Source organism: Paenibacillus paludis, from assembly GCF_042610515.1.
In the GTDB taxonomy this organism is placed as follows: domain Bacteria; phylum Bacillota; class Bacilli; order Paenibacillales; family Paenibacillaceae; genus Paenibacillus_AQ.
The window spans coordinates 139,901-153,157 of record NZ_JBGJZP010000015.1 but is presented as its reverse complement, the minus strand read 5'-3'; the positions used below and the strand labels follow the sequence as shown (position 1 = coordinate 153,157).

7 protein-coding genes and 1 other annotated feature are annotated in these 13,257 nt (G+C 52.0%); of the genes, 5 read left to right on the top strand and 2 right to left on the bottom strand.

Going from position 1 to position 13,257, the window contains the following annotated elements:
- Positions 1–289: 289 nt before the first annotated feature.
- The gene (pulA, locus tag ACAN56_RS24715) at positions 290–2,683 is read left to right on the top strand and encodes a type I pullulanase (RefSeq protein ID WP_379146104.1); all 2,394 of its coding nucleotides are present in this window, start codon (positions 290–292) and stop codon (positions 2,681–2,683) included.
- 108 nt (positions 2,684–2,791) lie between these two features.
- Here the strand turns inward: pulA and ACAN56_RS24710 are convergent, their stop codons facing one another.
- Positions 2,792–4,393: a diguanylate cyclase domain-containing protein gene (locus ACAN56_RS24710; RefSeq protein WP_341119805.1), complete on the bottom strand. Its 1,602-nt coding sequence runs from the start codon at positions 4,391–4,393 to the stop codon at positions 2,792–2,794.
- A gap of 608 nt (positions 4,394–5,001) precedes the next feature.
- Positions 5,002–5,290 (top strand) — a binding site (T-box leader).
- A 57-nt stretch (positions 5,291–5,347) separates the two neighbouring features.
- Between ACAN56_RS24710 and pheS the strand changes: the two genes are divergently transcribed.
- From pheS to ACAN56_RS24695, 3 genes are all read left to right on the top strand, one after another.
- The gene (pheS, locus tag ACAN56_RS24705) at positions 5,348–6,382 is read left to right on the top strand and encodes a phenylalanine--tRNA ligase subunit alpha (RefSeq protein WP_038588242.1); all 1,035 of its coding nucleotides are present in this window, start codon (positions 5,348–5,350) and stop codon (positions 6,380–6,382) included.
- Between the two features lie 61 nt (positions 6,383–6,443).
- On the top strand, positions 6,444–8,888 hold the full coding sequence (pheT, locus tag ACAN56_RS24700; protein ID WP_038588244.1) for a phenylalanine--tRNA ligase subunit beta: 2,445 nt from the start codon (positions 6,444–6,446) through the stop codon (positions 8,886–8,888).
- A 207-nt stretch (positions 8,889–9,095) separates the two neighbouring features.
- Positions 9,096–11,261 (top strand): cell division protein ZapA, encoded by a 2,166-nt coding sequence (locus tag ACAN56_RS24695; protein ID WP_231578466.1) that lies wholly within the window; start codon positions 9,096–9,098, stop codon positions 11,259–11,261.
- A gap of 202 nt (positions 11,262–11,463) precedes the next feature.
- Here ACAN56_RS24695 and ACAN56_RS24690 read toward each other — a convergent pair whose 3' ends face one another.
- The gene (locus ACAN56_RS24690; protein WP_379146103.1) at positions 11,464–11,856 is read right to left on the bottom strand and encodes a cupredoxin domain-containing protein; all 393 of its coding nucleotides are present in this window, start codon (positions 11,854–11,856) and stop codon (positions 11,464–11,466) included.
- Between the two features lie 298 nt (positions 11,857–12,154).
- Between ACAN56_RS24690 and ACAN56_RS24685 the strand changes: the two genes are divergently transcribed.
- Positions 12,155–13,225, top strand: a complete 1,071-nt coding sequence (locus tag ACAN56_RS24685; RefSeq protein WP_052091934.1) for a GGDEF domain-containing protein — start codon at positions 12,155–12,157, stop codon at positions 13,223–13,225.
- Positions 13,226–13,257: the final 32 nt, after the last annotated feature.

Below are 13,257 nucleotides of genomic sequence, written 5' to 3'. Positions count from 1 at the left end.
TCAGCGGCAGTACATCATCTTTTGTTCGTGCTGTCATTTATAAGGACAAGCTCAAATACCTGGGCGCAGCAGCCGATAATAGAATGTGGGCACATAAAACGGGTGGAACCCAAACCTGTGAACATAGTGTTACATATTATATTATGATTCAAAAGAAAGACAGTACTCTATAGACTTCGCTTGCAGATCTGTGCAAGTATTAATTTCTTCCATAGTGGAAATAGTTGGATTTAAGTGAAGTAAACCGTTATCCGGCAATATGGCGGAGAACAGGGGGATGGTGGAATACATGAATAGCAATTATATAAATACAGAGACAATAATAGAGACTTATGAAGGCAAAGACCTTGGACTAACCTACACTGCAGGCTGCAGCCAGTTTAAAGTATGGGCCCCGACGGCCTTTACCGTATCGGTTGTATTGTACGAGACCGGCGGGACCGGCGCAGATGTATCAGCCGTTTATTCCAAAGACAGTGGAGTGATTATCCCCATGCAGCGCCAGGATGGCGGTGTTTGGCAGGCGCAGCTTACCGGAGATCTGAAAGGCAAATATTATATGTACCGCACCGTATTTGCCGACGGCAGTATAAGGGAGGCCGCCGATCCCTATGCAACCGCTGTTTCGGCGAACGGGGTGAGGTCGGCGATTGTGGATTTGCGTGAGACCGATCCGCCCTCCTGGGCAGAGGACCGTTCACCCCAGTTGCAACATCCCGCAGATGCGGTAATTTATGAGCTGCATGTACGGGATTTCTCCGCCCATGAGAGCTCTGGCATGTTGCATAAGGGGAAGTTCAAAGCTTTTACGGAAACCGGATTACGTGATTCCGCAGGGAATGCACTGGGGATTGATCATTTGGCTGAACTGGGAATTACCCACGTGCATCTAATGCCGGTATTCGATTTCCAGACGGTAAACGAACTGAATGCAAATGGTCTGGACACCGAAGCGGGACATTACAGCGAATATAACTGGGGTTATGATCCACAGCATTATAATGTACCCGAAGGGTCCTACAGTACGAATCCGGCTGAACCCGGGACCCGGATCCGTGAATTCAAAGAAATGGTGCAGGCACTGCACAGCCGAGGCATTTCGGTCATTATGGATGTGGTGTACAACCATACGTATTCTGTTGAGAAGGGGCCATTCGAGCCGCTGGTGCCGGAGTATTTCTACCGTCATGATTATTTGGGTAGACTGTCCAACGGTTCGGGCGTCGGCAACGAAATTGCCACAGAGCGGCCTATGGTGCGCAAATATATTAAGGACTCCTTGTTATACTGGGCTTCGGAGTATCATATCGACGGGTTCCGCTTTGATCTGATGGGTCTGATGGACAGCGTAACCATGCGCGAAATTACGGAAGAGCTGCGCCTTGCCATTAATCCGAATCTGCTGATCTACGGGGAGCCGTGGACAGGAGGGGACTCTCCACTGGCGGACAAAACGCTGAAGGGTGTGCAGCGGGGCAAAGGTTATGCCGTGTTCAATGACAACTTCCGTGCGGCAATAAAAGGCGACAGCGATGGTTGGGGCAAAGGCTTCGCAACCGGTGAATATGGCAAAGAAGGCGCAGTGGCGTCGGGAATAAAAGGAGCGATTCATGAATTTACCGACTCGCCTGTCGAAACGGTGAATTATGTTACCGCTCATGATAACTTGAATCTGTGGGATAAGGTGCTTGCTTCCCAAGGCCAGCGCCAGGCGGCGGATCTGCCTGAACTGGAGAATGGAAGATTGAAGGGCGGCGGAGAGGTCGAAAAGGCGGTCGCTAAAGCAAATCCGTACTTCGCAATCGACCCGCAGGATGTTCTTGACAATGAAACTGTGCGCCGATCCCTGCTGGCTAACGGGATCATTTTAACCTCCCAGGGCATTCCTTTTCTGCATGCCGGAGATGAAATGCTGCGCAGCAAATACGGGGATCATAACAGCTACCGTTCCCCTGATGTGGTCAATGCGATCCGCTGGGATAACAAAGAGACATTTATGCCTGTCTTTCAATATTATAAAGGGCTTATTGAGCTGCGGCGCAAGCATCCGGCCTTCCGTCTGCATGGACGGCAGGAGATCGAGCGCTCACTGGAGTTCCTGCGCTGTGAAGACGGCGTCGTCGCTTATCAGCTGAAGGATAATGCAGGCGGTGATGTCTGGAACAATATCGTTGTTATTTTCAACGCCAATTGGGGGCCTGTTACTCAGCAGCTGCCTGAGACAGGCGGCTGCTGGAACATTGTGGTGGATCATTCCGGTGCCGGTACAGAAGCCTTCCGTATTGCCACAGATCATGCAGTAGAGCTTGAAGGACTGTCGATGATGGTACTGTATGATGTCTACGGCGAGCCTGCACCGCGGGCAAAGATCATTGAGGTTCATTATGACCGCCCCGACGGCGATTACCGCGGCTGGAATCTTTGGGTGTGGGGTACAGGCATCCAGGATGGGCAGTGCGATTTCCGGCAGATGGAGGATGGACGTGCGGTAGCACGGATCGAAGTGGTGCCGGGAACAGAGTCGGTTGGATATATTTTGCGGCTGAATGACTGGGAAGAGAAGGGTAGCGGAGACCGCTTTATAGACTGCTCCGGCAGTGAAGCGCTGCTTAAGGTAGTGGTGCAAGACCGCAGCAGTGCAAGCAGCGGCGATGGAGATAATCCGCTTCAGTTAAGCAGCTGAAGTTAAGATATAGAAGAAACGGATAGCCACTCAGCTGATAAAGGCTGTTCCAGCATCGCCGCCGTTTGGGCAGTGATTCCGGAACAGCCTGTTTTGCTGCCTGTTTCTTTATTTATGCTTGTCTGAATGTTCTTCATCCACAAGCTTATTGTATAGATTGGCTTCGTTACCGCCGCTGTTTTTGGAGCGGTACATCGCCAGGTCGGCGGCGCGCAGCAGTTCGTTGATACTTCCGCCATGCTGCGGATATAGGGCTACGCCGATGCTGGCGGAAGTATGAAAGCTGGAGCCTTGGTTGACAGACCAGGATTTGTTGAACAGCTGAAGTAAACGGTCCAGCATTTCGTTCAGCATCTCTGGATTGGTAAAGCGGTGAAGCACGACGGCGAACTCATCGCCGCCGATGCGGAACGCCTGACCGAATCCTTTAACCGTCTGCTGCAGCTCACGGGAGAGCAGCTGCAGGAATTCATCTCCGGCCAAGTGGCCAAGGGTATCATTAAGCTGCTTGAACCTGTCGCAGTCGAGCAGCGCAACTGCTATTTCCTGTCTGCGGTCCTCAGGCTGATTAATCAGGTTCTCCATGTACATTTTAAAATGGGCTCTATTGGGGATTGCTGTTAAATGGTCATAGAAGGCCAGCTTGTGGAGCCGTTCCTCATGTTGCTTACGCTGGGTAATCTCACGAGAGATAAGCATATACTGCGCGGGAAAAGCATGGCTGCCGGTGATCGGTGAGATTTTCGTTTCCAGCCACACCCAGTGGCCTTTTGCCGAACGCATGCGCAGCTCCGAAATTCGTGGAGTCCCCTGAACCACACTCTTCAGCTTCGCCCAGGAGATTTCAGCTTCGCGGATGTAGTTGGAAAGAGGAACACCTTTGTCCGGCACGTAGCCAAGCACGCTGGAATGGGAAGGTGAGGCGTACAGGATCATACCGTTTGGATCGGTCAAAATAATGAAGTCAGACATGGTCTCACCGATCAGCTGGTAAAGGGATTGATCTTCCTGCATCTCACTTTGCAGCGAAACTACTCTGCGGCAGAGATAAATAATAACGAGCATAAGCAGGAACAAGATCAGGGAGTAGGCCGCGAAGAGGGTGCTTTTTCGCTCACGGAACTCTTGGGTAATCTGCTGTCCGTAGTTATCGATCAGGTTCTCGGATTGATCCAGACTGCTGCGGACCTCACTCAGCCGGGTGTTGATCATGATAGCTGAGTACGTATCCGGGTTCCAATTGCTTTCCATACGCCGGGAGATCAGTTTCTGCCCGGTATTCTTCCAGCTTTCAAAAGCGTCTTCGAAGCTCAGCAGCTCGTTTCTCAGCTGGGAGAGCAGCCGATTGCTCTGTGTCATCCTCTTTTCCGGATGATTCATAGCGTTGATGTTGCAGCTGACCATGCCCAGCCGCTGCTTCACCTGGGCATTATTGTCATGATACTCCTGAGACAGCAGGCCGCGCTGTTCACGCGTAATGTTCCGGTTCATCACGGTGTGCAGCGCAAGGGCAGCCTGATGAAGATCCCGGTCGGCATTCAGAATCAGCTCTGAATTTTGGTAGACATCGCTGTACAGTGAATCTGAAAGCCGGTTAATTGTGTGGTTCAGATACAGCAGAGAAGCGGTGCTGATGCCCGCCAGAATAACGGAGATAGCGACAAATAAAAGGATTAATCTGCGTGTGTTTTTGATTTTGTATAAAGCCACTGTCATCCTCTCCCCGCATAAAACTTTGAGAAATCTCTTTGATAGTAGATGATACCTATGCGGAACTAATCCCAGCTGCGGGTAATTGGCCGCAGGGACAACGAGAGAGTGTCTTTCAAATAGTCATAGAAACATAGTGCTTCCAGTACGATTAGGGATCCTTCTCATCAGTATGTAGGACGTCCTGCTTAGGGCATCCGGGCCGAGTATGGAATATAAGAGGTTGATCCGAGCCTGAAATGCCCAAAATCCCCTGCCAGCCGACCGTTCGGGTCATCAAGCGATCCGGTAAGCCGGGGAGGAGATGGGGATCTTGATATAATTAGCATCAGATTTAAACATTATGTATAGTACAGGCTTATTCATACTCCAACCCCTGAGTCCTATTACCCAAGTTTTCTACAAACGATACTCCCTTTCTGTGCTAAGTCACTAAAATATCATAGCTGCCGCTCCCGTCCACTATATTAAAGGTTAGCAGGTTCGTTCCCGGCGAGTTTAGGGATTAATTCCTCTGAATTTGTCGGCTTGTCAAAACGACATTTTGTGCATATAATGAATAGACATATCTTCTGAGTAAGAAGATGCAGTTTCCCAGCAACATCATAATAAATGCAGTGATGGAGAAGAGTACGCAGTGCCTGGCTTACAGGGAGGAAACGCCGCAGATTGAGAGCGTTTCTAGGAGAGCAGAGCTGCCGAAGTTCACTCCGGAGCAGTTCCCTGAATTCACTTCAAGACCTTTTTGAAGGAAGACAGTAGGGGAAACCGGCCGCAGACCGTTATTTCTGTTAAAGTGAGGCATGTCTTTACCGCACCGAAAGAGGGAATACAGCTCTTAAGGGAAGTGGTACGGCAGCCTAACAAGGGTGGTACCACGGTCTTTTCGTCCCTTACCGGGAGGAAAGGCCTTTTTTTGTTGACAATATGATGATTAAGGGGGCAGTACACGCCATGAAAGAGAAGCTGGAAGCGTTGAAGGTTGAGGCATTGGCTAAGCTGCAGGAAGTAACAGATCCGCAGGTTCTGAATGACTTACGCGTGAAGTATCTGGGCAAAAAAGGCGAATTAACCGAGGTTCTGCGGGGAATGGGAGGGCTTAGCGCGGAAGAGCGTCCGGTAATCGGCCAGGTGGCGAATCTGGTGCGCAGCGCGATAGAAGATATTATCGGCTCCAAGCAGGAGGCATTCCAGCAGCAGGAAACGCTGAACCGCCTGCGGGCAGAGAAAGTGGATGTTACGCTGCCGGGCCGCGGGTTGCCGCAAGGCGGAATTCATCCGCTAACTCGGGTGGTGCAGGAGATTGAAGATATCTTCATCGGCATGGGCTACCGGGTAGCAGAAGGCCCTGAAGTAGAGACGGATTACTATAACTTCGAGGCGCTTAATCTGCCGAAGAACCATCCGGCACGCGATATGCAGGATTCCTTCTATTTGACGGATGATCTCCTGATGCGTACGCAGACCTCTCCGGTGCAGATCCGCACCATGCAGGCAATGCAGGGTGAAACACCGGTCAAAATCATCTGTCCGGGCAAAGTGTTCCGCCGCGATGATGATGACGCCACCCACTCCTTCCAGTTCCATCAAATCGAAGGTCTGGTCATTGGACGGGGAATCCGCATGAGTGACTTGAAGGGTACATTGCAGCAGTTCATGAAAGAAATGTTCGGCCCGAGTGCGGGGATCCGCCTTCGTCCGAGCTTCTTCCCATTCACCGAGCCTAGCGTTGAAGTTGATGTCAGCTGCTTCAAATGCGGCGGAGACGGCTGCCGGCTGTGCAAACAGAGCGGCTGGCTGGAAATCCTCGGCGCTGGCATGGTGCATCCGAATGTACTCAGAATGGGCGGATACGACCCTGAGGAGTATAGCGGCTTCGCCTTCGGCGTAGGTGCGGAGCGGATTGCCATGTTGAAATACGGGATCGACGACATCCGTTATTTCTATACCAATGATATGGGCTTCGTGAAGCAGTTCAAGGGCATTTAGATTTTTGACGGGTGAGCGGGCTGGTAGATAAATACATCTGAAATAAAGGAAGTGAGCGGACATGAAAGTATCAACCGGATGGCTGGCTGATTATATATCGTTAGAGGGAGTAACCGCTGAAGAGCTGGCGGACAAAATCACCACTGCAGGCATCGAGATTGACGGTGTCGAGCGCCGCAACAAGGGGCTTTCCGGGATTGTAACCGGATATGTGAAATCGAAAGAAAAACATCCCGATGCCGATAAGCTGAACGTATGTATCGTGGATGCAGGACAGGGCGAGGATCTGCAGATCGTATGCGGAGCAAAGAATGTCGAAGCGGGACAAAAGGTACCTGTAGCCTTGGTAGGCGCGAAGCTTCCGGGTCTGGACATCAAAAAAGCCAAGCTGCGCGGCGTATTGTCGCAAGGCATGATCTGCTCGGCCAAGGAGCTTGGGCTGAATGACAAGCTGCTGCCGAAAGAACTGCAGGAAGGCATTCTTGTTCTGCCTGAGAATACCGAGATCGGCCAGGATATCCTGAAGGTTCTGGGCCTGAATGATGAAATTCTTGAATTCGATCTGACACCGAACCGCTCCGATTGCCTAAGCATGATTGGCGCGGCCTATGAGGTAAGCGCGATTCTTGGCCGGGATCTGAAGCTGCCTGATCCAGCAGCGGATCTGGTAGAGACCGGGGGCAAGGCATCCGACTCTATTTCTGTAAAAATCGAGAATGACGAATACTGTTCCCGCTATGCAGTTCGCTATATTACCGGAGTGAAGCCTGCTGCTTCTCCGCTCTGGATTCAGAACCGGCTGATGGCTGCAGGTGTCCGTCCGATCAATAACATCGTGGATATCACTAACTACGTCATGCTGGAATACGGACAGCCGCTGCATGCCTTTGACAGTGACAAGGTGGAAGGCGGCGTGCTTGGCGTCCGCTTTGCGCAGGAAGGCGAGGTTCTGACTACGCTCGACGGGCAAGAACGCAAGCTGGAGCCGCAAATGCTTGTGATCGCCGATGGGGCAAAAGCCGTAGCGCTTGCCGGAGTGATGGGCGGACTGGCAACGGAAGTAACTGGAGAAACAGTGAATCTGGTGCTGGAATCGGCCAAATTCGACGGTGGAACGGTCCGTAAGGCTTCACGCCAGTTCGGCCTCCGCTCTGAAGCATCATTGCGCTTCGAGAAAGAAGTGGATCCGAATGCCGTAATTCCGGCATTGGACCGGGCGGCAGCGCTGATTGCGCGTTATGCCGGGGGTTCAGTGCATGAAGGCATTGTTCAGGCAGGAGGAGACTCTGTACAGGAGAAGGTTCTGACCTTGTCGCTGGAGAAGTTGAACAACTATCTCGGCACGGAGCTGTCGCTGCTGGAAGTGAAGACATTGTTTGGCCGTCTGCATTTCAAATGCGGCGATGCCTCCCAGGGAGTCGTTGAAGTTCAGGTGCCAACCAGACGCGGCGACATCAGCTATGATGTGGATCTCATTGAAGAGATTGCCCGTTTGTATGGCTATGACAATATCCCGACAACCCTGATGGAAGGTATTACCACTCCTGGAGCACTCACTAGACAGCAGTTCCTGCGCCGCGAGCTGCGCCGCCTGCTGTCCCTTGGCGGATATCAGGAGGTCATGGGTTATTCCTTCATTCAGCCGGAGCAGAGCAAATGGTTCCCTGCGCTTGCGGAAGGTCAACTTTCTGTGAAGCTTGCCATGCCGATGAGCGAGGAACGCAGCGTGCTGCGTACCAGCCTCATTCCGCAGCTGCTGGATATTGCCCTCTACAATACCAACCGCCGGCAAAGCGATCTGGCGCTGTTCGAAATCGGCAATGTCTTCTTCACCGATGAAGAGCAGCTCACCCGCCAGCCGCGTGAGCTGCCGGTGCTGGGACTGCTGCTGAGCGGAAGCCGCGCAGCCAAACAGTGGAATGTGACGGCAGAGCCTGTCGATTTCTTCGATCTTAAGGGCGCGCTGGAAACCGTGTTTGCCCATCTGGGACTTACCGGACGCGTAGTCTACGAAGCTGATGCCCCGCAAGACTATCATCCGGGCCGTTCCGCTTCGGTGTATCTGCTGGGAGATGAAGGGCGCGTGAAGATCGGAACAATCGGCCAGCTTCATCCTGAACTGCAGCGCAAGCTTGATCTGGAGGATACCTATGTAGCTGAGATCCTGCTGAAGCCGCTCTATGAGTCCGCACGGGCTAATCTGCAGTACAGTGAACTGCAGCGCTTCCCGGGAATGGAACGGGATATTGCAGTCGTTGTGGATTCGGAAGTTCCGGCAGGCCATCTGCTGGCATCCATCCGTGAGAACGGAGGAACACTCCTGCAGAATGTGCAGGTATTCGACGTGTACACCGGCGGCAAAATGGAAAGCGGGAAGAAGAGCGTAGCGATCTCGCTGCTCTACCGTCATACGGAACATACACTGACCGACGAGGAAGTTGGGGAAGTGCATGATAAGGTTGTTTCCGCACTTCAGCAAACTTTTGGTGCGGAATTAAGAAAGTAGCAGGAATTGTGCAAAGCCGCAGCGAATCCATTTAGAACCAGAGATTCGCTGCGGCTTTTTTCTAATAAGTTTAAGGTTCGGCGGATATGGACTAAATCAATATAATGAAGACGTTTTTTTGCCAAATGTTTAAGAATAACGCTACAATAGAAGCAGGGATAGCAACTTAGAATCCGCACACATACAAAGGAGGGCACAACTGTGGCTATGGACCGGACTCGTGTCGCCGTGGAGATATATGGAACTTCCTATAAACTTGTCGGAAGCAGCACTGAATATATGAAGCAGGTTGCCCGTTATGTGGACGAGCACATGCGCGCAATTTCCAAATCACATTCCAGACTGGATACACCGCGGATTGCGGTGCTTGCAGCCGTACATATGGCAGAGCAGGCCATCCAGGTTCAGGACTTTAAGAATGAGCTGAATATGCTGACCGGCGAGCGCACGGAGCTGCGCGTGGAGGTATCACGTCTCCTCGAAGTACAGCGGGAGCGGCAGGAGGAATTCGAACGGCTGGATGCTGCGGCCAAAGAAGATGCAGCACGGCTGATTGCCGCCGCTGAAGAGGAACGCAAACGGCATTTGGAGATACAGGAACAGGAGCGCAAGGTTCATGCCGAGCAGCTGCTTGAAGCAGGGAAGACGGCCGCTGCGGACCGGGATAAGCTGGCTGAAGAGCTTCAGGCCCGCGAGGTGGAACTGAAGGCGCTGCGGGATACGAATGAGAATGAGCAGGCTGCTGCCCGCGAGAGTCACCGGCAGGAGCTGGACCGGCTTGAAGCTGCACGTCTGGAGCAGCTGGAAGTACTGAAAGCGGCGCATGCGCAGGAGCTGGAGCTTCTCCGCGAGACACTGTCCAAGGAGAAAGCGGAAACGCTGTCGGCTCTCCAGCAGGAACTGGCCGAGACCCGGGAGTCGCTGGGAAGCGAGGTTGTGGAGATCCGCACTTCGCTGAGCAAGGAACTGGCGGATACCAAATCCGCGCTGGACAAAGAACTCAGCACCGAAAGAGAAGCGCTGCAGAAAGAGCTTGCCAAGAATAAGGAGCTGCGGCAGTCACAGGGTACCCAAGAGCACCGGCATAAGCAGCAGCTCGGAGAGCTGGAGAAGCAGCTTAGCGAGCTGCGCGGCGGAACCGGGCAGCTTCAGTCCAGGCTGAGAGCGGCGGAAGCGGGGCTGAAGGGTGAACGTGATGCCCGTACGACGCTTCTGGCGCAATATGAAGCGGTTCTAAGCCGGGAGGAGCAGCTTTCTGAAGAGCTGCGCTCCGCTACGGAGCAGGGAACACTGCTGAATGGGGAGCTGGAAGAGCTGCGCCAGCGTTATGAGCAGGTACAGCGCGAAGCCGTAGAACTCAGAGAATCGCTGCAGGCAACAACCGATACCTTGAGCCACACCAAGAAGGAGCTGCGGTCTGCCGCCGAATTGGGAGAGCTGCTCAGCGATGAGCTGGAAGGACTACGCCAGCGGTATGAGCTGGCACAGCAAGAATCCTCAGAGCTGCGCAAGTCGCTGCAGGGAACCAAGGACAGTTTGCTGAACGTACAGGCGGAGCTTACCCGTACAGCAGAAGAAGCCGGGAACTGGCAGGAGCTTGCGGACAAGCATATGGAGGATATCAGCGAGCTGGAGATGAACCTTCTGGAAGCCGAAGAGAAGTCAGCAGGACTGCAGCGTGAGATTGATACGCTCCGCGGCCAGGCAGACGGAATGGTACAGCAGCTGGACCGTGAGGCCCAACTGCGTGCAGAAGCGGAAATGGAGAGCGCAGCACAGCGCGAAGCTGCAGCGGAAGCCCGCAAGGAACTTTCGGCGCTGCGCGGGCGTTATGAGGAACTCATTGCGCAGTATGATGATGTTCTGCAGGACGGCGAGCAGCTTCGCGAAAGATACGAGCTGCTGGAAGCCGAAAGCGAAGAGTCCACACGGCGTCTCGAGGAGCTCTACGAAGCCAGCCGTGAAGCTGCCGTAACCGCAGCGGAGCAGCAGGAAGTGCTGAAGGAAGCGCGGGAGTACGAGGCATCCTGGAAGCATAAATATGAAGAACTTCAGCAGCGTCAGCAGCAGTGGAGCGAAGCGGAAGCCACTCTGCGCGAGGAAATCGAGATCTGGCAGCAGCAGGCCGGAGAAGCCGAAGCCGAGGCTGAATCCATGAACCGGGAGCGCAGCGAAGTGCAGCAGCAGCTCGCAGAAATCGGTGAGAGCTACGAGCTCGTGCAGGGCCAGCTTCGTTTGGTGCAGGCGCAGTTCGAACTGCGGCAAGGTGAGCTGGATAAGCTCTCTCAGGAGCATCGCAATCTCCAAGGGGAATATGCCAAGCTGCAAAGTGAATATAATGAATGGATTCAACTGATCGAACAGGATAGTTGAATGGCGGACGCAAGATAAAGACGGGGCCCGGGCAGTGAATTCTGCCTGGGCCCCGTCTTTATCTAAATATAAGAATTTATATGCTTCACGCTATAAATTATCCTTCTATTTCTCGCTGAAACGGATACCGTCCTTTTGAGGACGGCGAAGCCGTTTCCACTTGTTAGATATCAAGTTGGCATCTGCGGATAACTGTATGCTATTATTCCACGATAATCTTGGCGCTCATCGAGCTGTGCCCGGAGCCGCACATGATTGCACAGGTCATTTCAAAGGTTCCTGCTTCCTCTGGAACAATGACGCGGGAAGAATCCTTGGCGGTTAATTGAAGCTCCAGCTCAGGAACAAGAATTCCGTGATTGCCGCTTTCGTTCTTAAAGGTGATCTCCACCGGCACGCCTTTTTTTAAATGATATTCCTCCTGGTCAAAGCTGTAATTCGTAGCAGAAATGATGAGTTCATCCTCCGGCTTGATGCCGGAAGCGGCAGTGCCATTATTGCTGGTGGAGCCGGCTTGCTTGCCGTTGCCGCCACTACAGGCCGATAGTATAAGAACAAATGCGATGGACAGCAGCATAGCTGATCTTCGGATCATCTTCATCCTCCTATAACTATATTTTGATACCGTTCGGTGACAATAGCATAGCTTACTTTTAAGCGGAAGTCTTGGATAAACTTTTCAAAACTGTTGAAAAACAATCAGGCTCAAAATTTCGTCTAAAAATATGTCCGAAGTTTGTCGAAAAATGCAAATAAATGATGCAAAAATAAATTAAATTTATTATAATGAAAGCTATTATATTAACGGTTAGAAGTAGGGGATATACATCAATTTAGCTAATGATACGTTGAACGCGGAGATATGGCACCGGAGAATATTAAGCGGGTATTGGGTGCTGGTAATTTTCATGCTGGCTGCCCAGCTCATCTTTATGTTGTCAACCCATATGCCTGAAGTCAAGACGGTGCTGATTCCGAGCAAGGGGCACCTATTTATAGGATGTAATATAATGATTGTGATCGCGATGATACTCGCCGAAATGTGGTTGCGCACTACCTTGCAATATCACAAGCAGGCTGTTGTTGTTTGCGGGTTTATTGTGTCCTATTTGATGTATTTCGTCTTGGAGCCGTTTGTTGACGGTGCACAAATGACCCTGATGATGCCAATTATGATTGCGCTTGTTTATTTCGATCAAAGACTGCTGCACGGATTGGGACTGATTAGCTTACTGTTTTATGCCGGTGTTTATTTGGGGCTGGAACGGCCGTTGCTGGACAAGCCGGTGCTGGAGTTTCTGATGGTAGAGTGCGTGTTTATTGTGTTCGTTGTAATGGCTCAGGCCGTAATTGTCCGGGCACGTGAAGCCCGTGAGCATCTGGAGCAGCTGACCATATCCGAACAGGAACTTATGGTCGAGCGGGCAATTTCCGATAAGATGCTGAAGATTGATGCACTTACCGGTCTTTACAATCACAAGTCATTTCATGAATATCTGGACTCGCTGCTGGAGCAGTGTGAAAGCAACGGGCTGCGGCTGCAGCTGGCGCTGTTTGATATTGATAACTTCAAGCAGGTGAATGATACTTATGGACACTGGGTCGGAGACCTTGTGCTGAAGGAGGTTGCGGCCAAGATGGGCAGCCTGATCAGCTTAAATGATTTTTCGGCGAGGTATGGCGGTGAGGAATTCGCAGTGATCTTCACGGATAAAAGCTTTCACGATGCTTATGCCGCTGCAGAGAAGATGCGGATAAATATCGCCCAGATGGAGCATCCCTATGCCGGGGACAAGCCGATTACGGTCAGCATCGGGTTATGTGATTACCAGCTCGGAGACGGCAAAGAGCGGCTGTTCCGCAAGACAGACAATGCCTTGTACAAAGCCAAGCGGAGCGGAAAGAATACTGTGGTTACCGCATCTGTAGCCCATGACGATGATCCGGTCATGTCCTATGCGTAAGTTACTATAATAAACCCCCTAATTCCGTTATA

What these genes read in the sequence shown, in the direction of transcription:
- pheT (WP_038588244.1), top strand. Translation starts at nt 6,444, where the DNA reads ATGAAAGTATCAACCGGATGGCTGGCTGATTATATATCGTTAGAGGGA.
- ACAN56_RS24690 (WP_379146103.1), bottom strand. Translation starts at nt 11,856, where the DNA reads ATGATCCGAAGATCAGCTATGCTGCTGTCCATCGCATTTGTTCTTATA.
- ACAN56_RS24695 (WP_231578466.1), top strand. Translation starts at nt 9,096, where the DNA reads ATGGACCGGACTCGTGTCGCCGTGGAGATATATGGAACTTCCTATAAA.
- pheS (WP_038588242.1), top strand. Translation starts at nt 5,348, where the DNA reads ATGAAAGAGAAGCTGGAAGCGTTGAAGGTTGAGGCATTGGCTAAGCTG.
- pulA (WP_379146104.1), top strand. Translation starts at nt 290, where the DNA reads ATGAATAGCAATTATATAAATACAGAGACAATAATAGAGACTTATGAA.